General features: G+C 66.0%; 23 protein-coding genes and 1 riboswitch. Of the genes, 16 read left to right on the forward strand and 7 right to left on the reverse strand.

The window, feature by feature from the left end:
• Nucleotides 1-15 precede the first annotated feature (15 nt).
• From ABEB22_RS11775 to cobU, 4 genes are all read right to left on the reverse strand, one after another.
• The gene (locus tag ABEB22_RS11775; RefSeq protein WP_406870354.1) at nt 16-3,348 is read right to left on the reverse strand and encodes a DUF2126 domain-containing protein; all 3,333 of its coding nucleotides are present in this window, start codon (nt 3,346-3,348) and stop codon (nt 16-18) included.
• A gap of 115 nt (nt 3,349-3,463) precedes the next feature.
• Entirely contained in the window at nt 3,464-4,216 is a 753-nt protein-coding gene (locus ABEB22_RS11780; protein ID WP_406870355.1) for an adenosylcobinamide-GDP ribazoletransferase, read from the reverse strand.
• Entirely contained in the window at nt 4,213-5,259 is a 1,047-nt protein-coding gene (gene cobT / locus ABEB22_RS11785; protein WP_406870356.1) for a nicotinate-nucleotide--dimethylbenzimidazole phosphoribosyltransferase, read from the reverse strand. The genes ABEB22_RS11780 and cobT overlap by 4 nt, the downstream gene beginning before the upstream one ends.
• Entirely contained in the window at nt 5,256-5,750 is a 495-nt protein-coding gene (gene cobU, locus ABEB22_RS11790; protein ID WP_406870357.1) for a bifunctional adenosylcobinamide kinase/adenosylcobinamide-phosphate guanylyltransferase, read from the reverse strand. The genes cobT and cobU overlap by 4 nt, the downstream gene beginning before the upstream one ends.
• 65 nt (nt 5,751-5,815) lie before the next feature.
• On the opposite strand from cobU, the gene ABEB22_RS11795 reads away from it, so the two are divergent.
• Genes ABEB22_RS11795 through cobD form a run of 4 tightly spaced genes read left to right on the forward strand, consistent with a single transcriptional unit; the run spans nt 5,816 to nt 9,179 of the window.
• Complete coding sequence (locus tag ABEB22_RS11795) at nt 5,816-6,412, forward strand: histidine phosphatase family protein (protein WP_406870358.1); 597 nt, start codon at nt 5,816-5,818, stop codon at nt 6,410-6,412.
• Entirely contained in the window at nt 6,403-7,245 is an 843-nt protein-coding gene (locus ABEB22_RS11800) for a propanediol utilization protein (RefSeq protein ID WP_406870359.1), read from the forward strand. The genes ABEB22_RS11795 and ABEB22_RS11800 overlap by 10 nt, the downstream gene beginning before the upstream one ends.
• On the forward strand, nt 7,242-8,180 hold the full coding sequence (gene cbiB / locus ABEB22_RS11805) for an adenosylcobinamide-phosphate synthase CbiB (RefSeq protein WP_406870360.1): 939 nt from the start codon (nt 7,242-7,244) through the stop codon (nt 8,178-8,180). The genes ABEB22_RS11800 and cbiB overlap by 4 nt, the downstream gene beginning before the upstream one ends.
• A gap of 12 nt (nt 8,181-8,192) precedes the next feature.
• Nucleotides 8,193-9,179, forward strand: a complete 987-nt coding sequence (gene cobD, locus ABEB22_RS11810; protein ID WP_406870361.1) for a threonine-phosphate decarboxylase CobD — start codon at nt 8,193-8,195, stop codon at nt 9,177-9,179.
• Here the strand turns inward: cobD and ABEB22_RS11815 are convergent.
• Together ABEB22_RS11815 and cobO are read right to left on the reverse strand one after the other, a co-directional pair.
• The gene (locus ABEB22_RS11815) at nt 9,159-10,604 is read right to left on the reverse strand and encodes a cobyric acid synthase (protein WP_406870362.1); all 1,446 of its coding nucleotides are present in this window, start codon (nt 10,602-10,604) and stop codon (nt 9,159-9,161) included. The genes cobD and ABEB22_RS11815 overlap by 21 nt on opposite strands.
• A gap of 229 nt (nt 10,605-10,833) precedes the next feature.
• Nucleotides 10,834-11,478 carry a cob(I)yrinic acid a,c-diamide adenosyltransferase gene (gene cobO, locus ABEB22_RS11820; RefSeq protein ID WP_406870363.1) on the reverse strand — a complete coding sequence of 215 codons (645 nt, stop codon included), beginning with the start codon at nt 11,476-11,478 and terminating at the stop codon, nt 10,834-10,836.
• Nucleotides 11,479-11,517: 39 nt separating this feature from the next.
• Nucleotides 11,518-11,746, forward strand: a riboswitch (cobalamin riboswitch).
• A 96-nt stretch (nt 11,747-11,842) separates the two neighbouring features.
• Here cobO and ABEB22_RS11825 point away from each other — a divergent pair.
• Genes ABEB22_RS11825 through cobJ form a run of 7 tightly spaced genes read left to right on the forward strand, consistent with a single transcriptional unit; the run spans nt 11,843 to nt 19,848 of the window.
• Nucleotides 11,843-12,208, forward strand: coding sequence for a DUF1636 family protein (locus ABEB22_RS11825; RefSeq protein ID WP_406870364.1), 366 nt, complete (start codon nt 11,843-11,845; stop codon nt 12,206-12,208).
• A 3-nt stretch (nt 12,209-12,211) separates the two neighbouring features.
• Nucleotides 12,212-13,255, forward strand: coding sequence for a cobalamin biosynthesis protein CobW (cobW, locus tag ABEB22_RS11830; RefSeq protein WP_406870365.1), 1,044 nt, complete (start codon nt 12,212-12,214; stop codon nt 13,253-13,255).
• A gap of 3 nt (nt 13,256-13,258) precedes the next feature.
• Nucleotides 13,259-16,528 (forward strand): cobaltochelatase subunit CobN, encoded by a 3,270-nt coding sequence (gene cobN / locus ABEB22_RS11835; RefSeq protein WP_406870366.1) that lies wholly within the window; start codon nt 13,259-13,261, stop codon nt 16,526-16,528.
• Nucleotides 16,519-17,715, forward strand: coding sequence for a precorrin-3B synthase (gene cobG / locus ABEB22_RS11840; protein WP_339112627.1), 1,197 nt, complete (start codon nt 16,519-16,521; stop codon nt 17,713-17,715). Before cobN ends, cobG begins: the two co-directional genes overlap by 10 nt.
• Before the next feature lie 30 nt (nt 17,716-17,745).
• Nucleotides 17,746-18,375 carry a precorrin-8X methylmutase gene (locus tag ABEB22_RS11845; protein ID WP_406870367.1) on the forward strand — a complete coding sequence of 210 codons (630 nt, stop codon included), beginning with the start codon at nt 17,746-17,748 and terminating at the stop codon, nt 18,373-18,375.
• A gap of 1 nt (nt 18,376) precedes the next feature.
• Nucleotides 18,377-19,093, forward strand: coding sequence for a precorrin-2 C(20)-methyltransferase (gene cobI / locus ABEB22_RS11850; RefSeq protein WP_350935758.1), 717 nt, complete (start codon nt 18,377-18,379; stop codon nt 19,091-19,093).
• The gene (cobJ, locus tag ABEB22_RS11855) at nt 19,090-19,848 is read left to right on the forward strand and encodes a precorrin-3B C(17)-methyltransferase (RefSeq protein WP_350935756.1); all 759 of its coding nucleotides are present in this window, start codon (nt 19,090-19,092) and stop codon (nt 19,846-19,848) included. The genes cobI and cobJ overlap by 4 nt, the downstream gene beginning before the upstream one ends.
• Here cobJ and ABEB22_RS11860 read toward each other — a convergent pair.
• Nucleotides 19,845-20,582 carry a cobalt-precorrin-6A reductase gene (locus ABEB22_RS11860; protein WP_406870368.1) on the reverse strand — a complete coding sequence of 246 codons (738 nt, stop codon included), beginning with the start codon at nt 20,580-20,582 and terminating at the stop codon, nt 19,845-19,847. The genes cobJ and ABEB22_RS11860 overlap by 4 nt on opposite strands.
• On the opposite strand from ABEB22_RS11860, the gene cbiE reads away from it, so the two are divergent.
• From cbiE to cobA, 5 genes are read left to right on the forward strand one after another with little or no spacing between them, the layout of a single operon-like run.
• Nucleotides 20,581-21,756 carry a precorrin-6y C5,15-methyltransferase (decarboxylating) subunit CbiE gene (cbiE, locus tag ABEB22_RS11865; RefSeq protein WP_406870369.1) on the forward strand — a complete coding sequence of 392 codons (1,176 nt, stop codon included), beginning with the start codon at nt 20,581-20,583 and terminating at the stop codon, nt 21,754-21,756. The genes ABEB22_RS11860 and cbiE overlap by 2 nt on opposite strands.
• Entirely contained in the window at nt 21,753-22,127 is a 375-nt protein-coding gene (locus ABEB22_RS11870) for a cobalamin biosynthesis protein (RefSeq protein ID WP_406870370.1), read from the forward strand. The genes cbiE and ABEB22_RS11870 overlap by 4 nt, the downstream gene beginning before the upstream one ends.
• The gene (gene cobM / locus ABEB22_RS11875) at nt 22,124-22,909 is read left to right on the forward strand and encodes a precorrin-4 C(11)-methyltransferase (protein WP_406870371.1); all 786 of its coding nucleotides are present in this window, start codon (nt 22,124-22,126) and stop codon (nt 22,907-22,909) included. The genes ABEB22_RS11870 and cobM overlap by 4 nt, the downstream gene beginning before the upstream one ends.
• Nucleotides 22,906-24,210 carry a cobyrinate a,c-diamide synthase gene (locus ABEB22_RS11880; RefSeq protein WP_406870372.1) on the forward strand — a complete coding sequence of 435 codons (1,305 nt, stop codon included), beginning with the start codon at nt 22,906-22,908 and terminating at the stop codon, nt 24,208-24,210. The genes cobM and ABEB22_RS11880 overlap by 4 nt, the downstream gene beginning before the upstream one ends.
• Nucleotides 24,207-24,935: a uroporphyrinogen-III C-methyltransferase gene (gene cobA, locus ABEB22_RS11885; RefSeq protein ID WP_406870373.1), complete on the forward strand. Its 729-nt coding sequence runs from the start codon at nt 24,207-24,209 to the stop codon at nt 24,933-24,935. Before ABEB22_RS11880 ends, cobA begins: the two co-directional genes overlap by 4 nt.
• Nucleotides 24,936-24,970 lie beyond the last annotated feature (35 nt).

Genomic DNA, 24,970 nt, shown 5'->3' on the forward strand with positions numbered 1-24,970 from the left:
TGATAACTTCCGGGCTCAGATCAGCCCGATGGGACGTCGAAGGTCAAGCGTCAAGGGGAATTCGGGATGCGGATATTCCATCGGCGGCACATAGGCCCCCGGGGTATGCCCGAATGGCTGGAACCGCGCCAGACGCCGCGCCTCCGCCTCATTGGCATTGACAGGGAAGGTGTCGTAGTTGCGCCCGCCCGGATGGGCCACGTTATAGGTGCAGCCTCCGATCGCGCGGTTTGACCATGTGTCATAGATGTCAAACACCAAAGGCGCATTGGTAGGCAGGGTCGGATGCAGCGATTCCGGCGGCTTCCATGCCTTGTAGCGCACGCCCGCGACCGAGGTGCCCGAGGTGCCCGTGGGCGTCATCGGCAGGAAGCGCCCGTTGCAGGTGACCTTGTAGCGGTCCTGATGGAGCGAGGTCATCTTGACCTGCATCCGCTCGACCGAGCTGTCGGTATAGCGCACAGTGCCACCGATCGCGCCGGTCTCGCCCAGCACATGCCAAGGCTCGAGCGCCTGTTTCAGCTCCAGATGCACGCCCTCGACTGTGATCTGTCCGCAGAAGGGGAAGCGGAACTCCTCCTGCGCCACGAACCATGCCGGATCGAAGGCGTAGCCATGCTCTTTCAGCTCGGCCAGAAGGCTCAGGAAATCCTCCCAGATGAAATGCGGCAACATGAAGCGGTCATGGAGCACCGTGCCCCAGCGCACCGGACGCCCTTCGACGGGCGCTTTCCAGGCCCGCGCGATGATCGCACGGATCAGGAGCTGCTGGGCCAGCGACATGCGCGGATGCGGCGGCATCTCGAAGCCGCGGAACTCCACGAGGCCCAGACGGCCTGTCGGGCCATCGGGCGAGTAGAGCTTGTCGATACAGATCTCGGCGCGGTGGGTATTGCCCGTCACGTCGATCAGGATATTGCGCAGCAGGCGGTCGGTCAGCCATGGCGGCACGGCCATGCCCGGCTGGATCTGGTTCAGCGCGATCTCGAGTTCGTAGAGGCTGTCATGGCGGGCCTCGTCGATGCGGGGCGCCTGCGAGGTCGGGCCGATGAACATCCCCGAGAAGAGATAGCTGAGCGAGGGATGGCGCTGCCATGTCAGGATCAGCGATTTCAGAAGGTCGGGACGGCGCAGGAAGGGGCTGTCATTGGGCGTCTCGCCGCCCACCACCACATGGTTGCCGCCGCCCGTGCCGGTATGGCGTCCATCGATCATGAACTTGTCGGCCCCGAGCCGCGAGAGGCGCGCCTCCTCATAGATCGCCTCGGTCGTGGCCACGCAATCCTCCCAGGAATGGGCGGGGTGGATATTGACCTCGATCACGCCCGGATCGGGGGCCACGCGGATCACATTGAGCCGCGGGTCATGGGGCGGCGCATAGCCCTCGATATGGACCTTGAGCCCCAGATTGGCCGCAGCCGCCTCGGCGGCACGCAGCAGGTCGAGATAATCCTCGAGCCAGACCACAGGCGGCATGAACACACATAGCCGCCCGTCGCGCGGCTCCACCGAAAGCGCGGTGCGCACGAAGCCGTCGATCTCGGGCGAGCCCTGCGGTGTGAAGCCTTCCCCCATCGGTTCGGAAGGTATGAAAGAGGCCATCGGCTGGCTCAGCCGCTCGGCCGGTTTCACCGGATCGCGCTTGGGCAGGGGCGGGCGCGGGATCGTCGGGTCGGCGGGGTTGTGATAGGGGTATTGCGCCGCACTCAGATGCGGCAGCGAGGCCAGCGGCAGACGGTAGCCCGCAGGGCTGTCACCGGGAGCCAGAAGCATCGCGCCGCGCCGCAATCGCCAACGCTCCGAACGCCAGCCCGCGCCGCCCGCCTTGGCCTGCCAGCGCTGGACCGGCAGCACGAAGGCAGTGGGCGTGGTCAGGCCACGGTCGAAGACCCGCGCGATGCGGTGGCGCGCCTCGGCATCCTCCAGCTTGGAATTGGCCGGCGTGACGTTCTCGGGGAGCTGCGCCTCGCGCACCAGCCACTCGGCAGGGTCCTCATAGGCGGGAATGACGTAATTCTCGTCCACATCCAGCTGGCTCGCGATTTCCCGCATCAGCTCCTGCGCCTGCAGCGGCGTGGCATCTTGCGATGTGCCCTCGGGGGCGATCAGGTCAGTGTTCGACCAGACCGGCTGCCCGTCATGGCGCCAGTAGAGCGAGAAGGTCCAGCGCGGCAGCGTCTCGCCCGGATACCATTTGCCCTGACCGTAATGCAGGAAGCCACCCGGTGCGAAACGGTCCTGCAGCTTGCGGATCAGCACATCGGCACGGTCGCGTTTCTGTGGCCCCACGGCGGCGGTGTTCCATTCCTCGGACTGGAAATCATCGATGGACACGAATGTCGGCTCGCCGCCCATCGTCAGGCGGACATCGCCCGAGGCCAGATCGCGGTCGACCTGTTTACCCAGATCGTTGAGCGCCTCCCATGCCTCGTCCGAAAACGGCTTGGTAATGCGCGGGTGCTCGGCCACGCGGGTCACCTCCATGTCGAAATCGAATTCGACCTCGGGGGTGCCATCGGCGGTAAAGCCACCGGCGATAGGGGCGGCGGTGCGGTAATGCGGCGTGGCGGCCAGCGGGATATGGCTCTCGCCGGTCATCAGGCCGGAGGTCGGATCAAGCCCGATCCAGCCCGCACCGGGCAGATAGACCTCGACCCATGCATGCAGATCGGTGAAGTCATGCTCGGTCCCCGAGGGGCCATCGAGCGCCTTCACATCGGGTTTGAGCTGGATCAGATAGCCCGAGACAAACCGCGCCGCAAAGCCCAGGCGCCGCAGCACCTGCACCAGAAGCCAGCTGCTGTCACGGCAGGAACCCGATTTAAGCGTCAGCGTCTCCTCGGGCGTCTGCACGCCCGGTTCCAGCCGGATCGTGTAATCGACGAGGTTCGAGACCTGCATATTGAGGCCCACGAGGAAATCGACCGTGCGCTCCTTCTTGCGCGGGATGGTCGCAACGAATTCGTCGAGCGCCTCCGAGCCTTCCTCGGGTTTGCGGTAGACGGCAAGATCTGCGGCATAATCCGACGGATAGTCGAAGGGCCAGTATTCGGCACATTCCTCGACGAAGAAATCGAACGGGTTATAGACCGTCATATCGGCCACCAGATCGACCTCGATCTTGAACTCGCGCACCGGCTCGGGGAAGACAAACCGCGCCAGCCAGTTGCCATAGGGATCCTGCTGGAGGTTCACGAAATGCTCGGCCGGTGTGACTTTCAGCGCATGCGAGATCACCTTGGTGCGCGAGTGCGGCGCCGGTCGCAAACGGATGATCTGCGGGCCAAGCATGACGTCGCGGTCATATTTGTAATGGGTAAGGTGATGAATCGATGCGTAAATCGCCATAGCACGCAGTCCTTGGAAACAGGTTATGCCAAACTAGGCAAGTGCTGGGATCAAGGGCCAGTGTTTTCGACATTCTGGCCAAATTATCGCCGGATACGCTTAAAATTTACGCACTCTACAATAGCGACATGAGGGCGATCCAGCCGAGGATCTCGGAGGCCTGCTGGCTTGCGCCCAGCACATCGCCGGTCTGCCCGCCGATCTGGCGCTTGGCGAGATAGGCCACGGCCGCCCCGCCCAGCACCACGGCCAGCCCGATGAGCGGCGCATAGATGCCCGTCAGCGTCAGCCCCAGCGCGCCATAGACAAGCGCGAGGATCAGGGCGTTTTTCGGAACCCCGGTGGCGGCATGGCCCATCCCGTCGGGGCGGGCCACCGGCATCAGGCTTTGCCAGATGGCGATCTGCGCGCGCGAGGCCATGGCCAGCGCGATCAGCGCCGCTGCCGCCAGATGGGCGCCTTGGGCATAAAGCGTCGCGATACCGCAGGCGCGCAGGCCATAGGCCAGGATCAGCGCGGTTACCCCGTAGCTGCCGATCCGGCTGTCGCGCATGATATCGAGCTTTTTCTCACGCTCGCGACCACCGCCGAACCCGTCCGCCAGATCGGCCAGCCCGTCCTCATGGAGCGCGCCCGTCAGGAAGGTCAGCGTGACAAGGCACAGGAGGGCCGCCGCAAAGGGCGGCAGCCCCAGAAGGGCCGAGAGCCCCAGCGCCAGCGCTCCTCCCGTGCCGATCAGCAGACCCGCGATCGGATAGGCCCAGACCGTCTGGCCGAGATTGATCTTATCCTCCGGCAACCGGCCTGCAGGCAGGCGCGAGAGCAGGATGACGGCAAGCTGCAATTCGGCCAGACGGGCGCGGATCATTGGGCGGCATCCATGGTCGTGTCATCCTCGTGCGCTTCATCGACACCTGCCTCCGAGAAGGTCGCCATGCCGTTATGGCATTCGAGCGCCGAGCGCAGGATGCCGAGTGCAAGGGCCGCGCCGGTGCCTTCGCCCAATCGCATGTCGAAACCGAGGATCGGATCCTTTCCAAGGTGGCCAAGGATCTTCCGATGGCCGGGCTCGGCGCTGACATGGCCGACGAGGCAGTGCTCCAGAAGCCGCGCATCGACCCCGAAGAGGGGGGCGGCCGAGGCCGTGCAGATGAAGCCGTCAAGGAGCACCGGAATCCGGTAGAGCCGTGCGGCCAGCACCGCGCCGCAGATCGCAGCCTGCTCGCGCCCGCCAAGGGCGGCAAGCGTTTGCGCCGCGCTCAGGCCCTGATGGCGTTCGAGGCCACGTTCGATAGCCGAGATCTTGCGCGCGACCCCCGCATCGTCCGACCCCGTGCCACGCCCGACCCAATCGGCCACATCGCCCCCGAAGAGCGCCGAAGCCAGTGCCGCCGCAATGGTCGAATTGCCAATACCCATCTCGCCCAATATCAGCACATCCGCCTTTGGGTTCACGGATGCCGCCCCGCGATTGAGCGCCTCGAGCGTCTCGGCCTCGTCCATCGCGGGGCCTTGCGTGAAATCACGCGTGGGGCGGTCGAGATCGATGGCGACGGCCGACAACTCGGCCCCGTTCGCGCGGCAGAGCTGGTTGATCGCAGCGCCGCCATGTTCGTAATTGGCCACCATCTGCGCGGTGACCGATTGCGGGAACGGGTTTACCCCTTGCGCGCAGATCCCGTGGTTTCCTGCAAACACAATCGCCTGTGCCTTGCCGATGCGGGGCCTGTCGGTGACCCGCCAGCCTGCCATGAAGACCGCCAGATCCTCCAGCCGCCCCAAGGATCCCGGCGGCTTGGTGAGCTGGCCCTGCCGCGTGCGGGCCGCCTCGGCGGCCTCGTTGTCGAACGCGGGCAGCCTTTCGGCGAGACCGTCGAGCTGGGACAGGGTGGAAAGCGGAAAGAGGCTCATTGTGGTTTGACCTTTAGTGCATAGCCGCAGGTGACAAGATGGACCTCATCCGCCACGGCGGCTATTTTCTGGTTAAGCTGTCCTTGCGCGTCGCGGAAGCGGCGCGCAAGAGCGTTTTCAGGAACGATTCCCATTCCGACCTCGTTGGTGACGAAAATAACCGGCGCGTCGAGCTGTGGCAAACAGCCGATAAGGGCCTCTGTCTCCGCCTCGATATCGCGGTTCTCCATCATCAGGTTGGTCAGCCACATCGTCAGGCAGTCGACAAGACGCGGCGCGCCCCTGTCGGTATCCCTAAGAGCGCCGACGAGATCGAGCGGCGCCTCGATATCGCGCCAGCCCGTAAGACGACGGGCGCGGTGTTCCTCGACCCGCGCCTGTGTTTCGGCATCCCAGATCCGTGCCGTGGCAATATAGATCGCGGGAGAGCCGAGGCTCAGGGCCTGGTTCTCCGCGAGGCGAGACTTGCCTGAACGCGCGCCGCCGGTCATTAGAATGATCTTGCTCATCGGGCGATGAGAAAGCAGAAACGGGCTGGAAAGCAAAGAGGTAGTTTATGTCGATCACGCAGCCGTCAGCGCTCCCGCCGCCCGAGGACGGTCCGCAATGCGAGCTGGTGCTGATCCGGCATGCCCCCGTTATAGGCGATGGGTGTGTCTATGGACGCCGCGATCTGCGTGCAGATCTCGCGGACCGGGCGGCCTTGGCGCGGGTGGCGGAGGCGGTGCCAGAGCCCGCGCGCATCGTGGCAAGTCCCGCGCTGCGCTGTGTCCAGACCGCGCGCGCGCTCTGGCCCGATCTGCCGATCGGGACCGAGCCGGATTTCTGGGAACAGGATCTCGGGGAATGGGAGGGCCGTCCCTATGCCGAACTGCCCGATCTGGGGCCGCTACCGCTCGAGGTGCTGGCCGCACATCGACCACCCGGGGGCGAGAGTTTTCTCGATCTCTGCGCACGGGTGCCGCGTGGTCTTGCGCCGCTGTCGGGGCGGGTGACGGTGCTCGCCCATGCCGGAACCATCCGCGCCGTGCTGGGGCTGGCCCTGGAGGTGCCCGCTGCAGGGCTGCGCTTCGAGATCGCGCCGCTATCGCTCACGCGGGTGAGCTTCCTGTTCGGGGGCGCGGTGATCCACGAGGTCAATCGATGCGTCTGACCCCTAGCACGCGCCTGCGGGTGGCCGGACATTTCGGCGAGTTCCTGCAGGGACGGATCGGCAGCACGGGGCCGGTTGCGCTGGTCTCGGTGCCCTGTCCGGTGCTGGGCGTCACGCTCGATGTCAGAGCCGCACCCACAGGCCATGTGCATGACCCGCAACGCCTTCTGCCTGCGGGAGCACTGGCGCAGATCCAGCGGATGCTGCGGCGCCCCTTGCGCGGAGCGGTCCGGCTCGGCGCCTCGATGGTGGCGGGGGCGGGTTGTGGCGCCTCGACCGCCGCGCTGACGGCGCTGATCCGCCATATGGCGCCCGCGCTGCCCGCGTCGCAGATCATGCGGCTCTGCTGGAAGATCGAGGGCGCGAGCGATCCGCTGGCACATGCCTATCCGGACTGCCATCTCTGGGCCTCGCGTCAGGGAGAAAGCCTCGGCGTCTTGCCCGCGCCGCCGCCGATGCGCCTGATTGGCGGGCTCTGGGGTGCGCCCGAACCCACCCGTCCGCAAGATCAGCACTTTGCCGATATTTCGGATCTTCTGCCATCCTGGCGGGCGGCCTGCCTGCGCGGCGATCTGGCACAGGTGGCTGCACTGGCGGCCCAGAGCGCCGCGCGCACGACCGCTCTGCGGGGGCCCGCGGCCGATCCCACATCAGGGCTCGCATGCGAGGTGGGGGCCTTGGGCTATCTGCGCGCCCATACGGGATCGGCACGGGCGCTGGTCCTGCCACTTTCGGCGTCGCGCCAACAGTGCGATGCAATCCGTGACAGGCTGCGCGCGGCAGGCTATGGGCGAGTGGTGGAATTCACGCTCGGCCAGCGGAGGGGATCATGACCGGAGCGCTCATCATGCTGATCGGTTTCGGGATCGATGCGGTCCTTGGATGGCCCGCAGCCGTATTCCGGCGCATCGGCCATCCGGTGACATGGCTGGGGGCGTTGATCCATGCGCTGGAGGGGCGCCTCAATCGCGCGCATTGGTCCGATAACGGGCGGTTCTGGGGCGGGGTTGCGACCACGCTCTGCGCGATTTTCTTGCCCGTGATGCTCGCCATCACCATCACATGGCTTGCGCCCGCGAACTGGCTCGGGACGCTGATCCTGTCGCTTTGTGCTTGGCCGCTGATTGCCGCGCGCTCGATGTATAGCCACGTGGCCGCCGTTGCCCGCCCGCTTTCTGCGGGCGATGTGCCGCAGGCCCGCGTGGCGGTGTCGATGATCGTCGGGCGCGATCCGGCCCGGCTGGATGAGGCCGGGGTGGCGCGTGCGGCGCTCGAAAGCCTTGCCGAGAACAGTTCTGACGGGATCATCGCGCCGCTCTTCTGGGGGGCGCTTCTGGGGCTGCCGGGGATTGCGGCTTACAAAGCCATCAACACGCTCGATTCCATGATCGGCCATCGCAATGACCGCTATGAATGGTTCGGCAAATTCGCGGCCCGTCTGGATGATGGGGTGAACCTGATCCCCGCGCGTCTGACTGGGCTGATCTTTGCGCTGGTCTCCGCGCCTGTGCGGGCGCTCAAGGTGATGGCGCAGGATGCGGGCAAACACCGCTCGCCCAATGCCGGCTGGCCCGAGGCGGCATTGGCGGCGGGTTTGAACGTGCGCCTGTCGGGGCCGCGGGTCTATGGTGACCATGTGGCGCATGAACCCTATGTCAATGAAGGCGCCCCCGATCCGCGCCCGCAGGATCTGACGCGCGGGCTCTCCCTCTATCTCAGGGCGATGGGGCTTGCGGCCTTGTGTCTTGCCCTCCTGTCCTGTCTCTGAAAAGGCCCCGATATGCGTGATCACGGCGGAAATCTCGATTGGGCCATGGCCGAATATGGCCGGACGGGCGGGCAGGGCGAGTGGGTCGACCTCTCCACAGGGATCAACCGCGTGCCCTATCCCGTGGGCACGCTCCCGCCCGCGGCCTATACCGACCTGCCCACCGGCGCGTCCATGGCGGCGCTGCTGGCCGTGGCGCGCCAGAGCTACGGCATGACCGGTGGGGGGATCGCCGCGCTGGCCGGTGCACAGGCGGCCATCCAGATGCTGCCGATGCTGCTGGACGGCCCGCGCGAGGCCCGCGTCCTCTCACCCACCTATAACGAGCATGCCGCGTGCCTGCGTCAGGCGGGCTGGCAGGTCGAGGAGGTCCGTCACCTTCACGATCTGGAGGGCGCGCGGCTGGCCGTGGTGGTCAATCCCAACAATCCCGACGGGCAATGCCACAGCCCCGAGGCACTGATGGCCTTGCGCGGTAGGGTCGGCACGCTGGTGGTCGATGAAAGCTTCGCCGATCCGCGTCCCGATCTGTCGCTTGCGGGGCAGGTTGGAGAGGAGGATCTCTTCGTGCTGCGCTCGTTCGGCAAGTTCTACGGGCTGGCGGGGCTACGGCTTGGCTTTGCACTGGGGGCCGAAGCCCGGATCGCGCGGCTGCGCGAGATGGCAGGCCCTTGGCCTGTCTGCGGTGCGGGGCTTGCCATCGGCACCAGAGCGCTGGCAGATCGCGACTGGCAGAGCACCACGATCGCGCGGCTGGTTCAGGACATGGGCCGTATGGACGCGCTGGCCGCGCAGGCAGGCTGGGACCTTATGGGCGGGACAGAGCTTTTCCGGCTTTACGCGACCCCCGATGCGGTTCGGGCGCAGTCTCGACTGGCCCGCGCCCATATCTGGAGCCGCATCTTCCCTTGGCATCCGCGCTGGATCCGCCTCGGCCTTCCCGGCAACGAGACAGAATGGGCGCGCCTTGCGCATGCACTAACGGGCAAGGCCGAGTAAGCCGTCCACATCCAGATGCGCCTCCAGATGGGCGGCCAAGGCGTCGAGCGTGGCTTCCACCAGGGCTCCATGCGCAATATTGCCCGACCGCGCTCCGAGCGTGCCCAGCCATGCCGCACGGAACCCGTCCTCACCGAACATCCCGTGCAGATAGCTGCCCATGATCCGGCCATCGGGCGAGATTGCCCCTTCGGGCACGCTCGCGATCATCGCAAAGGGCCTTGCACGATCAGGCCCGTCACTACGCCCGATATGGATCTCGTAGCCCGAGAATCCGCATCCCGTCGGTGCATGGAGGGCCTCCACCCGTGTCAGGCGCTTGTCCTCTACCATCACCGTTTCGATATCGAGAAACCCCAGACCGGGATCGCTGCCCGCAGGCCCTTCAAGCCCGTGCGGATCATGCACGACACGCCCCAGCATCTGGTAGCCGCCGCAGATCCCGAGGATCCGCCCGCCACGCCGCACATGCGCCTGCAAGTCCACTTCCCAGCCCTGCGCGCGCAAAAAGGCCAGATCGCCACGGGTGGATTTGGAACCGGGAATGATCACCAGATCGGTATCACCGGGCAGGGGCTGGCCCGCCCGCAAAATGCTCAGCGACACATGCGGCTCCTGCATCAGCGGATCGAGATCGTCGAAATTGGCAATCCGCGAAAGCCCCAGACAGACCACCCTGAGCCCCGAGCCACCCGAGGCATTCGGCAAATCCAGCGCATCCTCGGCCGGCAGACGGCCAGCCTCCGCAAACCACGGCAAAACGCCAAAACCGCGCCAGCCCGTGCGCGTCTCGATCATCCGGTAACCTTCGTCAAACAGCCGCGGATCGCCACGGAACTTGTTGATGAGAAATCCTGCGATCTGCGCGCGGTCGGCCGCGTCCAGCACGGCCTGAGTGCCCACGATCTGCGCGATCACCCCGCCACGGTCGATATCTCCGGCCAGCACCACCGGCACATCCGCGGCACAGGCAAAGCCCATATTGGCAATATCACCCGCGCGCAGGTTCACCTCGGCAGGGCTTCCCGCCCCCTCGACGATGACCAGATCATGGGCGGCCTTTAGCCGCGCGAAACTCTCCAGAACCGGCGCCATCAGCGAGGGCTTCAGGGCCGCATAGTCGCGCGCCTTCACGGTCGCCCGCCGCTTGCCCTGCACGATCACCTGCGATCCGGTCTCGCTTTCGGGTTTCAAGAGGATCGGGTTCATATCGACCACAGGCTCCAATCCGCAGGCCATCGCCTGAAGCGCCTGCGCCCGCCCGATCTCGCCACCATCCACGGTGACGGCGGCATTATTGGACATGTTCTGCGGCTTGAAGGGCGCAACGCTCAACCCGCGCAGCCGTGCCGCGCGACACAACCCCGCCACCAGCATGGATTTTCCCACATTCGAGCCCGCGCCCTGGATCATCAGCGCCTTCATGATGCGCAACTGCCCGGACGCAAGGGCGGAGGCACCGCATCTCGACCGCGCCATTGGCAGCTGACTTCGGGAAATGCGGTGCGCCCACCTTCTGCCACCATCGGGACCCTGCCGAGTGAGGCAGCGCCTTTATCGCGCAACATCGTTAAGATTGCCTTGTTTTCCATTGTCCGAAAATATCCCGGGGGTGAATTGCGCCGATAGGCGCAAGAGGGGGCAGAGCCCCCGCTCAGAACTCGACGCCTTTCTGCCCCTTGATACCGGAGCGGAACGGATGTTTCACCAGCGTCATCTCGGTCACCAGATCGGCCAGCTCGATCAGCGGCTCCTTGGCATTGCGCCCCGTCAGCGCCACATGGGTCATGGCGGGCTTCTCGTCGCGCAGGAACGCCACCACCTCGTCGATATCGAGATAGTCATAGCGCAGCGCGATATTGATCTCGTCAAGCAGCACGAAGCGGATCTCGGGGTCGCGGATCAGCTCCTTGGCCTTTTCCCAGCCACGTTTGGCCATCGCCACATCCCGCGCGCGGTCCTGTGTCTCCCAGGTAAAGCCTTCGCCCATCGCATGGAACTGGCACAGGCCGGAGAAATGCTCCTCGATCAGCCGCCGCTCGCCGGTATCCCACGCGCCCTTGATGAACTGCACCACGGCACAGGGCATCTCATGGGCGATACAGCGCAGGATCATCCCGAACCCCGCCGAGGATTTTCCCTTGCCGGCGCCGGTATTGACGATGATCAGGCCCTTCTCGCCCTCTTTCGTCGCCATGATCTTGTCGCGGGCGGCCTTTTTCTTGGCCATCTTCATCGCGTGGCGGTCCTCGGTGGCGGTGTCCTGATCCGGCATTCCTTCGGGGGCGGTCTCGCTCATGGGGGATCTCCTTCCTTGACAAAGCGCGGGCTTGCGCGTCTTTTAAGCACGCACACAGGTTCCTGTTTATGACAGGTGAAAAGGGAATGCGATAGGGGACGGGATCCCCAAGCGCAGCCGCCCCCGCGACCGTGACCGAAGAGGTGACATGTCACTGGATAGACCCGGGCTTCCGGTTCCGTCCGGGAAGGCGTCACCGGCAGGCAAGGGCCCATGAGGCCGCCTGACTTCGCAAGCCGGGAGACCTGCCTGTGGCGAGAGACAGGAACGGGCGATCGGGGTGTGTCGCAGCGGGAAGAGGGGCAGAACCTTGTGGTTCCGGCGCTCGACCTTTGCTATGTGCGGCCCGAAAAAGGGAGAGCATATGAGCAATGTAACGGTCACGATCTGCACCACCTGCCGGCGCATGGGCGATGATACCAGCCCGCGTCCGGGCACAAGGCTGCGCGATGCGGTGGCGGGTGCTGGCATCGAGGGGGTGACAGTCAGGGGGGTCGAGTGCCTCTCGGCCTGCTCGCGCTCCTGCTCGATGGTGCTGTCCGGCGGGCCGGACCGCTGGAGCTATATCTATGGCGATCTCGACCCTGCCACCCATCTCGACGACATCCTCGCGGGCATCCGCGCCTATGGCGAGACCGCCGATGGTCTGGTGCCATGGCGCGCGCGCCCTGTCGTCTTCCGTAAACAATCCATCGCGCGTATACCGCCGCAGAACGATCCGCAGGAGTGATCCATGAGCAATCTCGCAAAAGTGCCGGTAACGATCGTCACGGGGTTTCTGGGGGCGGGCAAGACCACGCTGATCCGTCACCTGATGCAAAATCCGCAGGGCAAACGTCTGGCGGTTCTGGTCAATGAATTCGGGACCGCGGGTGTGGATGGCGACATCCTCAAATCCTGCGCCGACGAGAACTGCCCCGAGGACAATATTCTCGAGCTTGCCAATGGCTGCATCTGCTGCACCGTGGCCGATGAGTTCATCCCGACCATCGAGAGGCTTCTGGCGCTGCCGGAGACGCCCGACCATATCCTGATCGAGACCTCGGGTCTGGCGCTGCCCAAACCGCTTCTGAAGGCGTTCGAATGGCCCGCGATCCGCTCGCGGATCACCGTTGATGGTGTGGTGGCGCTGGCCGATGCCGAGGCCGTGGCCTCGGGCCAGTTCGCCCCCGATCTCGTCGCGGTCGATGCGCAGCGTGCCGCCGACCCCTCGCTCGATCACGAGACGCCGCTTTCGGAGGTCTTCGAGGACCAGATCGCCTGCGCCGATATCGTGCTTCTGTCGAAGGTCGATCTGGCGGGCGAGGAAGGTCTGGCCCGCGCCCGCGCCGTGATCGAGGCCGAGGCGCCGCGCAAGCTGCCGATCCTGCCGATGTCCGAGGGCGTGATCGACCCGCAGGTGATCCTCGGGCTCAATGCGGCCGCCGAGGATGATCTCGAGGCGCGCCCCTCCCATCATGATGGCCATTTCGACCACGAGCATGACGATTTTGACACGATCGTCGTCGATCTGGGCGAGATCGAGGATGTGGCCGCACTCGAGGCGCGGATGGTCGCCATGGCGGGCGATCTCAACATCCTGCGGATGAAGGGCTATCTGGCGGTCAAGGGCAAGCCGATGCGCTATCTGGTACAGGCCGTGGGCACCCGCCTGCGCGGGCAGTTCGACCAGCCCTGGGGGGCACGCGCGCGCGCCTCGCAGCTGGTGGTGATTGCCGAGCATGACCATATCGACCGCGCCTCCATCGAGGCGGCGCTGGGTCTGGCGGTGGCCTGACCGATGCATGTGGTCTTTCGCGAAACGCATGGGCTGGACCAGTCGGACCAGCCGCAGGATCTGGGGCAGAGCCCTGCCGATCTTGTGGCGCTGTCCTTCAGTGACAGCGACCTCGGTGCGTTCGCGGCAGGCTGGAAGCGGGCCGGCACTCTGCCGAGCCTACGCCTTGCCAATCTGGTGGCGCTGAAACATCCGCTCTCGGTCGATACCTATCTCGACCAGACCCTGCGCCATGCCAAGGGCATTCTGGTGCGCATCATCGGCGGCGAGAGCTACTGGCCCTACGGGCTCGCCTCGCTACAGGATATGGCGCGGCGGCAGGGCATAGCACTTGCGGTACTGCCCGCCGACGGGCGCGAGGATGCCCGTCTCGATGCGCTCTCCACGCTGCCTGTCTCCACATTGCGGCGCCTTCAGGCGCTCTGTGATGCGGGGGGCGCGGTGGCAGCGCAAGCGGCGCTGGCGCAGCTCTCGCTTGCGGCGGGGCTCTATGCGGGGCCGGTTGCGGGCGTGAAATCGGTGCCCGATTGCGGGTTCTATCTGCCACAGACGGGGATCGTGGCGGCACCGGAGGCGGGCAAGGATATCGCTCTGGTCACCTTCTACCGCTCCTATCTGACCGCCGCCGATACCGCGCCCGTGGATGCGATGATCGAGGCGCTTCGGGCGCGTGGCCTGAACGCCTATGGCGTCTTTGCGCCCTCTCTGAAGGCACCGGGCGTGCCGGAGTGGCTGCGGCGCGAGATCGCGCGGCTCGAACCGGTTGCAGTGGTCAATGCCACCGCGTTCTCGGCGCAAGGCGCCGAGGGTGGATCGCCTCTCGATGCGGCAGGTGTGCCGGTGGTGCAGGTGGCGCTTTCCACGGCGCGCAGGCGCGACTGGGCAGGCTCCGAGCGCGGGCTGGCACCCTCGGATCTGGCGATGCATGTCGTTTTGCCGGAGGTCGATGGCCGGATCTTCGGCGGGGTGATCTCGTTCAAATCTCCCTCGCAACGCGACCCCGATTTGCAATATTCGCGCTTCATTCATCGGCCCGATCCGGGCCGCGTGGCGCAGGTGGCCGATCGGGTCATGGCGCTGTGCCGCTTGGCGCGCCCTGCGGCAGAGAAACGACTGGCCTTCGTGCTCTCGACCTATCCGGGCAAGAGTTACCAGATCGCCCATGCAGTGGGGCTTGACGCGCTGGCCTCGGTGGAGGGGCTTGTCGCGGCGCTGCAGGCCGAAGGGTATCCCCTGACCAAGGTCAGCGACCTTGGCGCGGTGCTGCAACATGCAACCTTGGACTGGCCCATTGACGATTACCGTCTGGCGCTGGCCGATCTGCCCGATAGGTTGCGCGATGATCTTCACGAGGCTTGGGGTGCGCCCGAGGAGGATCCGCTCTATCGCGATGGGGTCTTCCGGTTTCCCGCCATCCAAAGCGGTTCGGGTCTTGTTGCGCTACAGCCGGAACGGGCGGATCGTGCAAGCCGCGATGCCGATTACCATGACCTCTCGCGCATGCCGCGCCATGGCTATGTGGCCTTCTACCTCTGGCTCCAGCGTCAGGCGGATGCGCTGATCCATATGGGGGCGCATGGCACGATGGAATGGCTGCCGGGGAAATCGGTCGCTTTGTCGGAAACCTGCTGGCCCGAAGTGCTGACCGGTTCCCTGCCGGTGGTCTATCCGTTTATCGTCAATGATCCGGGCGAGGCCGCGCAGGCCAAGCGCAGGATTGCAGCGCAGACCATCGGCCATGTGCCCCCGCCCTTGGCCCAAGGGCGGATGCCCGACACTCTTATCCGGCTCGAGACGTTGATGGATGAGTATTCCACCGCTGACGGGCTCGATCCCGCGCGCCGTGACCGGCTGATCGCCGATATCCGCGCGGAGGCTCAGGGACGGGGTGTCGAGGAGGACCTGGGGATCGAGGCTGCGGCCTCGCCCGCCGAGGCGATCACGCGGCTGGATGCTTTTGTCTGCGATATCAAGGAGAGCCAATATGCCGAAGGGCTTCATGTCTTTGGCACCGGTAGATACGGCGCGGATGAAACGCAAGGTGTGATCCGCGCGCTTGCGGGGCAGTTCGTGGCTCCCGGCCCGTCGGGCAGCCCGCATCGGGGGCGCTCGGATGTGCTGCCAACAGGGCGCAACCTCTTTACCACCGATCCGCGCTCTGTGCCCTCGCGCGCGGCCTATGCCCAGGGCGTGAAACTGGCCGAGGAGCTGGTGCGGCGCCATCTTCAGGATCATGGCGATTGGCCGAAAGGTCTGGTGGTCGATCTCTGGGGATCGGCCACGATGCGCACAGCGGGCGAGGAATTCGCCATGGCGCTGCATCTGGCAGGTGTCAAACCGGTTTGGGATGCGGGTTCCGAGCGGGTTTCGGGGATCGAGATCCTGCCGCTGGCGTTGATGAACCGCCCCCGGATCGATCTGACACTGCGGGTTTCGGGGCTTTTCCGCGACGTCTTCCCGGGGCTTGCGCAGATGTTCGAACTGGCCTGCGAGGCTTTAGCCCAGCGCGACGAGACGCCCGAGGACAATCCCTATCTGGCAAGGTCTCCCCGCGTCTTCGGTCCGAAACCCGGTCTTTACGGGCTGAATATGGGCGGTGCGCTCGAGGATTACACCGAAGAAGGCCGCGCTTTGGCGGGTGAGGCATGGCTCGATGCCTCATCGCATGCGATCGATGCGCAGGGCAATGTCACGCCCGCACGCGCGGCGCTGGAGCAACGTCTGGCGGGGGCAGACAGCTTCGTTCATCTGCAGGACCTGCCAGAAACCGATCTTCTGGTGGCCTCCGATTATGCCGCCCATGAGGCCGGATTTGCTGCGGCGCTGGCGCGTCTGGGGCGGCCTGCGCCTAAATCCTATCATCTGGATGCAACGCGCCCCGACCAGCCGCGTGCACGGGCACTGACCGAGGAGATCGCGCGTATTGTGCGCGCCCGCGCAGCCAATCCCGACTGGGCCGACAGCATGATGCGTCACGGCTTTCGTGGCGGGGCGGAGATCGCGGCGACGCTTGACCATCTCGCGGCTTTTGCCCATCTGTCGCGCGCGGTACCCGACCATCTGTTCGACCTCTATTTCGAAGCCACGCTTGGCCGCGCGGATCTGGTCGAGTTTCTCGGCCGCGAGAATCCGCAGGCTTTAAGGGCGCTCTGGGACCGTTTCAAGGCCCTTGCCGCGGCGGGGCTCTGGACGAGCCGGCGCAATTCCATACAGAATGCTCTGGCCGGTTCGAATTCCGGAGAGGTTTTTTCGGGAATGCAGGAATGGCAGTAAGCACCGCCTGGTATCGCAGCAAGGCAAAGATCTCACCGGCCGATCCGCAGATCCGTGGCTGGTGCCCGGGCGCGCGCCGTCCGATGATGTCGGGCGATGGTCTGGTTGTGCGGGTGCGCCCGTGGTATGGGCGTCTGACCAAGGGACAGGCAGGCGCGCTGGCGGGGATTTCCGCGCAGTTCGGCAACGGGTTGATCGACCTCTCCTCACGCGGCAATCTGCAGCTTCGCGGCATTCGACGCGAAGATCATGACGCGCTGCTGATGGCGCTGGCCACGCTCGGTCTGCTCGATGCCTCCGTCGCCGGAGAGACGCGGCGTAATGTGATTACGCAGCCGTTCTGGCAGATGGGCGATCTGACCCAACGGCTGGGCGATGATCTGAGCGCGGTCCTTTCGCAAGAGGACGGGCCGGAGCTGCCTGCCAAATTCGGCTTTGCGGTGGATTGTGGCCCCGTGCCGCTTCTGCAGGGAAGCTCTGCCGATATCCGCATCGAACGGACGCAGGATGCGCTGATCATCCGCGCTGATGGCGCCGAGCGTGGGCGCGCAGTCAGGCCCGAAGATGCGGTTGCGGCGGCACTCGAGATGGCACAATGGTTTCAGGACACTGGCGGCATTACAGATGGGCGTGGACGTATGGCGCGCCATCTGGAGGCGGGGGCCACGCTGCCTGCGGCATGGCGCACCCATGCCATGCACAGAGGCCTGCCTCCGCCGGCGCCCGGGATCTATGACGAGGGAGCGCTGTTTGGTGTGGGCTTCGGGCAGATCCATGCCGAGGAACTGGCCGAGATCGCCAGTATGGGCAAGCTTCGCCTGACCCCATGGCGGATGATCCTGATCGAGGGCGCGCGGGTCTTTCCCGAAGTTGCAGGGGCGGTCACCGTCCCCGATGATCCGCGGCTGCGGATTTCGGTCTGCACGGGCGCGCCCGGTTGTCCGCAAGGGGCGCAGCCGACCCGTGCGCTGGCGCGCCGGATCGCCCGTCAGGGACTGCCGGAGGGGCAGGCGCTTCATATCTCGGGCTGTGCCAAGGGATGTGCGCATGCCGGGGCTTGCGATCTGGTAGCGGTGGCGTCAAAGGAAGGCTGGGCATTTGGGCGCGACCAGCGTGCCCGCGACCTTACGCAAGGCACGCTCGACGAGCGCGCGCTGAGAGAAAAAATCAAGACGGGCCAGAAGTGAACTGGCACGAGGACGGGCACGGGGGACGACATGCCACATAGCTATGAAACCGACGGCGCGAAGATTTATGCCGAGAGTTTCGCCACGATCCGTGCCGAGGCAGATCTGGCGCGGTTCGATATGGATGAAGAACCGGTTGTCGTGCGGATGATCCATGCCGCCGGTCTGGTGGGGCTCGAACGCGATGTGGAATTTTCCACCGGAATGGCGAAGGCGGCGCGTGCTGCGCTGCAGGCGGGCGCACCTGTCCTGTGTGATGCGCGGATGGTCTCCGAAGGGATCACCCGCGCGCGGCTTCCGGCACAGAACGAGGTGATCTGCACGCTGCATGCGCCCGATATCGTCGAGCGCGCGAAAGCGATGGGCAATACCCGCTCGGCGGCAGCCCTCGAGCTGTGGCGTCCGCATCTGGAGGGGGCTGTTGTGGCCATCGGTAATGCGCCGACCGCGCTCTTTCATCTGCTGAACATGCTTGAAGACCCCGATTGCCCGCGTCCTGCGGCAATTATCGGCTGTCCGGTGGGTTTTGTGGGCGCGGCCGAGTCGAAAGCCGCGCTGATGGAGGACCAGCCTGTGCCCTCTCTCATCGTGCGCGGTCGTCTGGGCGGCTCGGCGATCACGGTGGCCGCCGTAAACGCGCTTGCCAGCCGGAAGGAATAAGATGGGACGGCTCATCTGTGTGGGGCTCGGCCCCGGTGATCCCGATCTGATGTCGGTAAAGGCGCATCGGCTGGTGTCGGGCGCGCGTCATGTGGCCTTCTTCCGCAAGAAGGGCCGGATGGGGCAGGCACGCCGTATCGTCGATGGGATGCTCTTGCCGGAGGCCGTCGAATATCCGATGGATTATCCTGTCACCACCGAGATTCCCTTCACCGATCCCGAATATAACCGTCTTCTTTCGGCCTTCTATGACGGTTGGGCGGAGCGGCTTGCTGCGCTTTGTGTCATGCAAGATGTGATCGTGCTCTGCGAGGGTGACCCCTTCTTCTACGGCTCCTTCATGCATCTTTATACCCGCCTCAAGGACCGGATTGCGGTCGAGGTGGTGCCGGGGATTACCGGCATGTCGGGCTGCTGGACGGCCACGGGACTGCCTGTGACATGGGGCGATGATGTGCTGACGGTTGCTATGGCGACACTCCCCGAAGAGGACCTGACCGCGCGGATCGGTCAGACCGATGCGCTGGTCGTCATGAAGATCGGGCGCAACCTGCCCAAGCTGGCCCGCGCCTTGCAGGCCGCCGGAAAATATGACGATGCGTGGCTTGTGACCCATGGCACGATGGCAAACCAGACCGTGCAGAAACTCTCCGAGATCAGCGGCGAGGTGCCTTATTTCTCGATCGTGGTCGTGCATGGTCAGGGGCGCAGGCCATGAGCGGGCGTCCCTCTGGCTGGGTGCAGGTAGCAGGGCTCGGCCCCGGTGACGAGGCTCTGGTGACGCCGCAGGTGCAGGCCGCCTTGGCCGAGGCCACCGATATCATCGGTTATATCCCTTATGTCCGCCGCGTGCCGGACCGCGCGGGCCTGACCAAGCATGAAAGCGATAACCGCGTCGAGCTGGAGCGCGCGACCCATGCGCTCTCGCTTGCGGCACGGGGTGCGCGGGTGGTGGTCGTCTCCTCGGGGGATCCGGGGGTGTTTGCGATGGCCTCGGCGCTCTTCGAGGCGCTGGAGGCAGGGCCGGTTGGCTGGCGTGATCTCGATATCCGCATCCTGCCGGGGATCACCGCGATGCTGGCAGCCTCCGCCCGGATCGGTGCGCCGATGGGCCATGATTTCTGCGCCATCAATCTGTCGGACAATCTCAAACCCTGGACGGTCATCGAGACGCGGCTGAGGCTGGCCGCGCGGGCGGGGTTCTCGATGGGGTTCTATAATCCGCGCTCGGCCTCGCGCCCGCACCAGTTCGGGCAGGCTTTGGCGATCTTGCGCGAGGAACTGCCGGCCTCCGTGCCGGTTTCATTCGCACGCAATGTCTCGCGTCCCGACGAACGGATCGTGACGGTGCCATTGGGGCAGGCGCAAGCCGAGATGGCGGATATGCGCACCGTGGTAATCGTGGGCACCGCCGAGACCCGTCAGGTCGGGCGGTTCTACTATACCCCGCGCTCGCTGGCACAGGAGCGTTAGAGCCCGTGTCCGAGCCAGCCCATCACATCCTCTGCCGCGTGGAAGACCAGCCGTGCCCCCGTTTCGGGGCGCTCGATCATGAGGACGGGCAGGCCGAGGCGCCGCGCGGCATCGATCTTGGCGCGCGCGCCCGTGCCTCCGGCATTCTTGGCCACCACCAGATCGATCCGGTGCTCCTGCAGCAGCGCCAGATCCTCATCCTCGAGAAACGGTCCCCGCGCCAGCACCACGCGGCAATCGGGCACAGGCAGCGGCAGGGTTGGGGGATCGACCAGCCGGAGCAGGTAATGGTGCTGCGGGACGGCGCCGAAAAGCCCGATATGCTGGCGACCGATGGCAAGAAACACGCGTCTTGCCTCGATGGGCAGGGCACTGGCGGCGGCCTCCATATCGGGCACAGAGGTCCAGCGGTCACCGGTTTGCGCAACCCATGGCAGCCGCTCGAACCCGCACAGCGCCACGCCTTGCGCGCGACAGGCCGCAATCGCGTTGCGGCTCATCTGCGCGGCAAAGGGATGGGTCGCATCGATCACATGGGTGATTGCCTCGCGCGCCAGATAGGCCCGCAGCCCGTCAACCCCGCCAAAGCCCCCGACCCGCAGGGGAAGCGGCTGGGCCACTGGCGATTGCGTGCGCCCCGCATAGGAATAGACCGCCCAGAGCCCTGCGCGCGCCAGAATGCGGGCCATTTCGGCGGCTTCGGATGTGCCTCCGAGCAAAAGGATACGCGGCATGGATAGGCCCTGGCTCCATATTATCGGTCTTGGCGAAGATGGACCGGCGGGGCTGTCGGATGCAAGCCGCGAAATCCTCTCTCAGGCTTCGGTCATCTTTGGCGGGCCGCGCCATCTGGTTCTGGTGGGCGCGGGCGCGCGAGGGCGGGCATGGCCTGTGCCCTTCGATCTGGCCCCGGTTCTGGCGCTGCGCGGGCAACGGGTTGTGGTGCTGGCATCGGGCGATCCGTTCTGGCATGGGGCGGGCGGGTCGCTGGCGGCCGCGCTGGCCCCTGAGGAGTGGATCTGTCATCCAGCGGTGTCCTCGGTCGCATGGGCGGCCGCACGGCTGGGGTGGCGGCTCGAGGAGGTCGAGACGCTGGGCCTGCATGCCGCACCTCTTTCGCGCCTGCGGCCCTATCTCGCCGGTGGCAGCCGCCTGATCGTGACCCTGCGGGGCGGGGCGCAGGTGGCCGAACTCGGGGCCTATCTCGACACTCTGGGCTTTGGTGCCTCGACACTCCATGTCTTCGAGGCGATCGGCGGACCGCGCGAGATCCGCCGCGATCTGCTAGCGGATGCGGTCACCGGAGAGTTCGGGCAACCTGTTCTGGTGGCGATTTCGGCGCAGGGCGGGCCCAGTCTGCCGCGTGGCTTCGGGCTCGACGATAGCCTCTTCACCCATCATGGCCAGATCACCAAACGCCCCGTCAGGGCATTGACGCTATCGGCGCTTTCGCCTCGTCAGGGCGAATATCTGTGGGATCTCGGCGCGGGTTCTGGCTCGATATCTGTCGAATGGGCGCTGGCGGGCGGGCGGGCCGCAGCTCTCGAGCCGCGCGCCGACAGGCTCGGCCAGATTACCGAGAACGCGATGAAATTCGGGATCGATCACCGGATCGATGTGCTTCAGGGCCACTGGCCCGAAACGCTGCCTGAAGTGCGTCCCGATGCGGTGTTCATCGGCGGCGGGCTTACGCGCGAGGGGTTTGCCGCGCTCTGGGAGCGGCTCCCGCAAGGCACACGGGTCACCGGTAACGCGGTGACGCTGGAAAGCGAGGCGCTTTACCTCGGATTGCAGGCCGAGCGTGGCGGAACGCTCCTGCGGATCGAGCTGGCCGAGAATGCTCCCTTGGGGCGCATGCGGGGCTGGGACCGCGCCCGCCCGATCCTGCAATGGAGTGTGACGCGATGAGCCGCGTGCTGGGTATCGGGCTGCGCAGGGAGGCGACGGCGGAGGCACTGGCGCAGGCAATTGCCGATGCGGGGCCGGTCGATCTGCTGGCCGTGCTGGGGGATAAGGGCGCGCATCCGGCACTCACCGCACAGGGAATCCCGCTGCGCCTCCTGCCGCGTGCGGCCTTGCGCGGAGTGCAGACCCCCACGGTGTCCTCCCGCATCATGAACGCATTCGGCACGGGCTCGGTGGCCGAGGCACTGGCGCTCGGGGCTGCCGGCGTGGGCGCGCGGATCCTGTCCCCCCGCAAGGTCTCGCCCTGCGGCACGATCACGACGGCGCTTGCCGGACAATATGACACCGGACCACTCGAAGAGGATCACCCATGACCGTCCATTTCATCGGCGCAGGCCCCGGTGCGGCCGATCTGATCACCCTGCGCGGGCGCGATCTGATCGCGCGGGCGCCTGTCTGTCTCTATGCCGGATCGCTGGTGCCCGAGGCGCTGCTGGTGCATTGCCCGTCAGGGGCGCGCATCATCAACACCGCCCCTCTGTCGCTTGACGAGATCATGACCGAGATCCGCCACGCCCATCAGGCGGGGCAGGATGTGGCGCGGCTCCATTCGGGGGATCTGTCGGTCTATTCGGCAATGGGCGAGCAACTGCGTCGTCTGCGGGCCGAGGGCATTCCCTACGAGATTTGCCCCGGTGTCCCCAGTTTTGCGGCCGCTTCTGCCGCGCTCGGCACCGAGCTGACCCTGCCCGGCGTCGCGCAATCGCTGGTGCTCACGCGGACCTCGGGGCGGGCCTCCCCCATGCCCGACACCGAGACGCTCGAGAATTTCGCGGCAACCGGCGCGACGCTCGCGATCCATCTCTCGGTGCATGTGCTCGAGGAAGTCGTCGCGCGGCTCTTGCCGCTTTATGGCGCGGACTGTCCGCTGGCCGTCGTCTGGCGCGCGAGCTGGCCCGACCAGAAGATTGTGCGCGCCACGCTCGGCACAGTGCTTGTGGCATCGGAGGGCATGCGGGGGCGCACCGCGCTTATTCTGGTGGGACGGGCGCTGGCGCAGGAGGGGTTTGACGAGAGCCGTCTCTATGCCGGCGATTACGACCGCCGCTACCGCCCCGTAGGGACCGATCCGCGTTTTCCGGAGGGAACTGAATGAACGGGCTCATCATCTCGGCCACTGGGTCAGGCACCGGTAAGACCACGCTCACTCTGGGCCTGCTGCGCGCCTATCACCGTGCGGGTGTCGGGGTCCGTTCCTTCAAGGCGGGGCCGGATTATATCGATCCGGGCTTCCATCTGGTGGCGTCCGGCCTGCCTTCGGCCAATCTCGACAGCTGGGCGATGCCCGAGGGGGTGATGGCGCGGATCATTGCGGGCGCCGAAGGGGCGGATCTGGTGATTGCCGAAGGGGCGATGGGGCTCTTTGACGGGGTCGCGCAAACCGGGGCCACCGCGCGTGGCAGTGCCGCGGATCTATCGGTGCTGACAGGCTGGCCGGTGGTGCTGGTGATCGATGCGGGCGGGCAGGCGCAATCGGTGGGCGCGGTCGCCTTGGGGTTCGCGCGGCTGCGTCCCGAGGTCAAGATCGCAGGGGCCGTGGTCAATCGCGTGGCCAGCCCGCGCCACGAGATGATGGTCCGCGAGGGGCTGGCCGAGGCTGGCATTGCCTGCCTCGGATGCCTGCCGCGCCTGAAGGATCTCGAGATGCCCTCGCGCCATCTGGGGCTCGTGCAGGCCTCCGAGCGGCCCGAGCTTGACGCGCAGATCGAGGCGATGGCCGATCTGGTGGCAGGGCATCTCGACCTTGCGGCGCTACGCGCGCAAGCCGCGCCCACACGCGCGCTTGCGGGTGCTGCGGCTCCGCTCACGCCCCCCGGCCAGCGCATTGCCATCGCCCGCGATCAGGCCTTTTCCTTCCTCTATCCTCATCTTCTGGACGGCTGGCGGCAGGCCGGTGCGGAGATCGGTTTCTTCTCGCCGCTCGAGGACCAGTCACCCGACCCGACGGCCGATTGTGTCTGGCTCCCGGGCGGCTATCCCGAACTCCATGCGGGGCGGCTTGCCGGAAAGGCGAGCTTCCTGAAGGGGCTTCGCGACTTCGCGCAGACCCGTCCCGTGCATGGCGAATGCGGCGGCTATATGGTGCTGGGGCAGGGGCTGGTCGACAAGGACGGAACACGCCACGCGATGGCGGGGCTTCTGGGGCTCGAGACCTCCTATGCCAAACGTAAGATGCATCTGGGCTATCGTCACGCGCGGCTTCTGGCGCCCATTCCGGGGCAGGCCGAAGGCATGGCGCTGCGCGGGCACGAGTTCCATTTCTCGTCCATCCTGTCGCAGCCCGATGCGCCTCTGGCCAGCGTGACCGATGCGGCCGGTCTTTCGGTGGTGGAAACCGGATCGCGCAGGGGTTATGTCACGGGCACCTTCTTCCATCTGATTGCGGAGGATATATGAGCGGGTTCGTCAGTTTCGTCTCTTCCGGTCCGGGGGATCCCGAACTTCTGACCCTGCGCGGGGCCGAGCGTATCCGGCAGGCCGATGCGATCCTCTTCGACGATCTCTCTGCCGGTCCGATCCTCGATCTGGCGCGGCCCGAATGCGATCTGATCGGCGTGGGCAAACGGGCCGGACGTCCGTCGCCAAAACAGGACCATGTCAGCCAGCTTCTGGTCGATCATGCCCGCGCGGGCGGCAGGGTCGTGCGGCTGAAATCGGGCGATGGCGGCATTTTCGGGCGGCTCGAGGAAGAGCTGAGCGCCTGTCGTGCGGCGGGGATCGGGTTCGAGATCATCCCGGGGGTGACGGCGGCCTCGGCGGCAGCGGCGGCGGCACAGATCCCGCTCACGCGACGGCTGACCGCGCGCAGACTGCAATTCGTGACCGGCCATGACGTCACGGGTGCGCTGCCCGAGGAGTTGAACATGGCGGCACTGGCCGATGCGCAGGCGGTCACGGCGGTCTATATGGCGCGGCGCACCTTTGTGGCGCTGGCACAGCGGCTGGAGGCTGCGGGGCTGAGCCTCGAAACGCCGGCCATGATGGCGGAATCGATTTCCCATCCCGACGAGGTGATCTGGCGTGGGACAATGCGCGAGCTGGCGGCCCAGATCACCGAACAGGCCGCGAGTGGCGCGATTCCAGTCAAGCCCGCGCTGATCTTCTATGGCGCGCTGGCCTGAACGGGCCAATTCTTGTCCGGCTGTGCCAATTTCTG

This window comes from Thioclava sp. 'Guangxiensis', from assembly GCF_045348365.1.
GTDB lineage: Bacteria > Pseudomonadota > Alphaproteobacteria > Rhodobacterales > Rhodobacteraceae > Thioclava > Thioclava kandeliae.

What these genes read in the sequence shown, in the direction of transcription:
- ABEB22_RS11845 (WP_406870367.1), top strand. Translation starts at nt 17,746, where the DNA reads ATGCCACATAGCTATGAAACCGACGGCGCGAAGATTTATGCCGAGAGT.
- ABEB22_RS11800 (WP_406870359.1), top strand. Translation starts at nt 6,403, where the DNA reads ATGCGTCTGACCCCTAGCACGCGCCTGCGGGTGGCCGGACATTTCGGC.
- ABEB22_RS11780 (WP_406870355.1), bottom strand. Translation starts at nt 4,216, where the DNA reads ATGATCCGCGCCCGTCTGGCCGAATTGCAGCTTGCCGTCATCCTGCTC.
- ABEB22_RS11870 (WP_406870370.1), top strand. Translation starts at nt 21,753, where the DNA reads ATGAGCCGCGTGCTGGGTATCGGGCTGCGCAGGGAGGCGACGGCGGAG.
- ABEB22_RS11860 (WP_406870368.1), bottom strand. Translation starts at nt 20,582, where the DNA reads ATGCCGCGTATCCTTTTGCTCGGAGGCACATCCGAAGCCGCCGAAATG.
- cbiE (WP_406870369.1), top strand. Translation starts at nt 20,581, where the DNA reads ATGGATAGGCCCTGGCTCCATATTATCGGTCTTGGCGAAGATGGACCG.
- cobJ (WP_350935756.1), top strand. Translation starts at nt 19,090, where the DNA reads ATGAGCGGGCGTCCCTCTGGCTGGGTGCAGGTAGCAGGGCTCGGCCCC.
- cobI (WP_350935758.1), top strand. Translation starts at nt 18,377, where the DNA reads ATGGGACGGCTCATCTGTGTGGGGCTCGGCCCCGGTGATCCCGATCTG.
- cobA (WP_406870373.1), top strand. Translation starts at nt 24,207, where the DNA reads ATGAGCGGGTTCGTCAGTTTCGTCTCTTCCGGTCCGGGGGATCCCGAA.
- cobN (WP_406870366.1), top strand. Translation starts at nt 13,259, where the DNA reads ATGCATGTGGTCTTTCGCGAAACGCATGGGCTGGACCAGTCGGACCAG.
- cobM (WP_406870371.1), top strand. Translation starts at nt 22,124, where the DNA reads ATGACCGTCCATTTCATCGGCGCAGGCCCCGGTGCGGCCGATCTGATC.
- ABEB22_RS11880 (WP_406870372.1), top strand. Translation starts at nt 22,906, where the DNA reads ATGAACGGGCTCATCATCTCGGCCACTGGGTCAGGCACCGGTAAGACC.
- cobO (WP_406870363.1), bottom strand. Translation starts at nt 11,478, where the DNA reads ATGAGCGAGACCGCCCCCGAAGGAATGCCGGATCAGGACACCGCCACC.
- cbiB (WP_406870360.1), top strand. Translation starts at nt 7,242, where the DNA reads ATGACCGGAGCGCTCATCATGCTGATCGGTTTCGGGATCGATGCGGTC.
- ABEB22_RS11825 (WP_406870364.1), top strand. Translation starts at nt 11,843, where the DNA reads ATGAGCAATGTAACGGTCACGATCTGCACCACCTGCCGGCGCATGGGC.
- ABEB22_RS11775 (WP_406870354.1), bottom strand. Translation starts at nt 3,348, where the DNA reads ATGGCGATTTACGCATCGATTCATCACCTTACCCATTACAAATATGAC.
- cobG (WP_339112627.1), top strand. Translation starts at nt 16,519, where the DNA reads ATGGCAGTAAGCACCGCCTGGTATCGCAGCAAGGCAAAGATCTCACCG.
- cobW (WP_406870365.1), top strand. Translation starts at nt 12,212, where the DNA reads ATGAGCAATCTCGCAAAAGTGCCGGTAACGATCGTCACGGGGTTTCTG.
- cobD (WP_406870361.1), top strand. Translation starts at nt 8,193, where the DNA reads ATGCGTGATCACGGCGGAAATCTCGATTGGGCCATGGCCGAATATGGC.
- cobU (WP_406870357.1), bottom strand. Translation starts at nt 5,750, where the DNA reads ATGACCGGCGGCGCGCGTTCAGGCAAGTCTCGCCTCGCGGAGAACCAG.
- ABEB22_RS11815 (WP_406870362.1), bottom strand. Translation starts at nt 10,604, where the DNA reads ATGAAGGCGCTGATGATCCAGGGCGCGGGCTCGAATGTGGGAAAATCC.
- cobT (WP_406870356.1), bottom strand. Translation starts at nt 5,259, where the DNA reads ATGAGCCTCTTTCCGCTTTCCACCCTGTCCCAGCTCGACGGTCTCGCC.
- ABEB22_RS11795 (WP_406870358.1), top strand. Translation starts at nt 5,816, where the DNA reads ATGTCGATCACGCAGCCGTCAGCGCTCCCGCCGCCCGAGGACGGTCCG.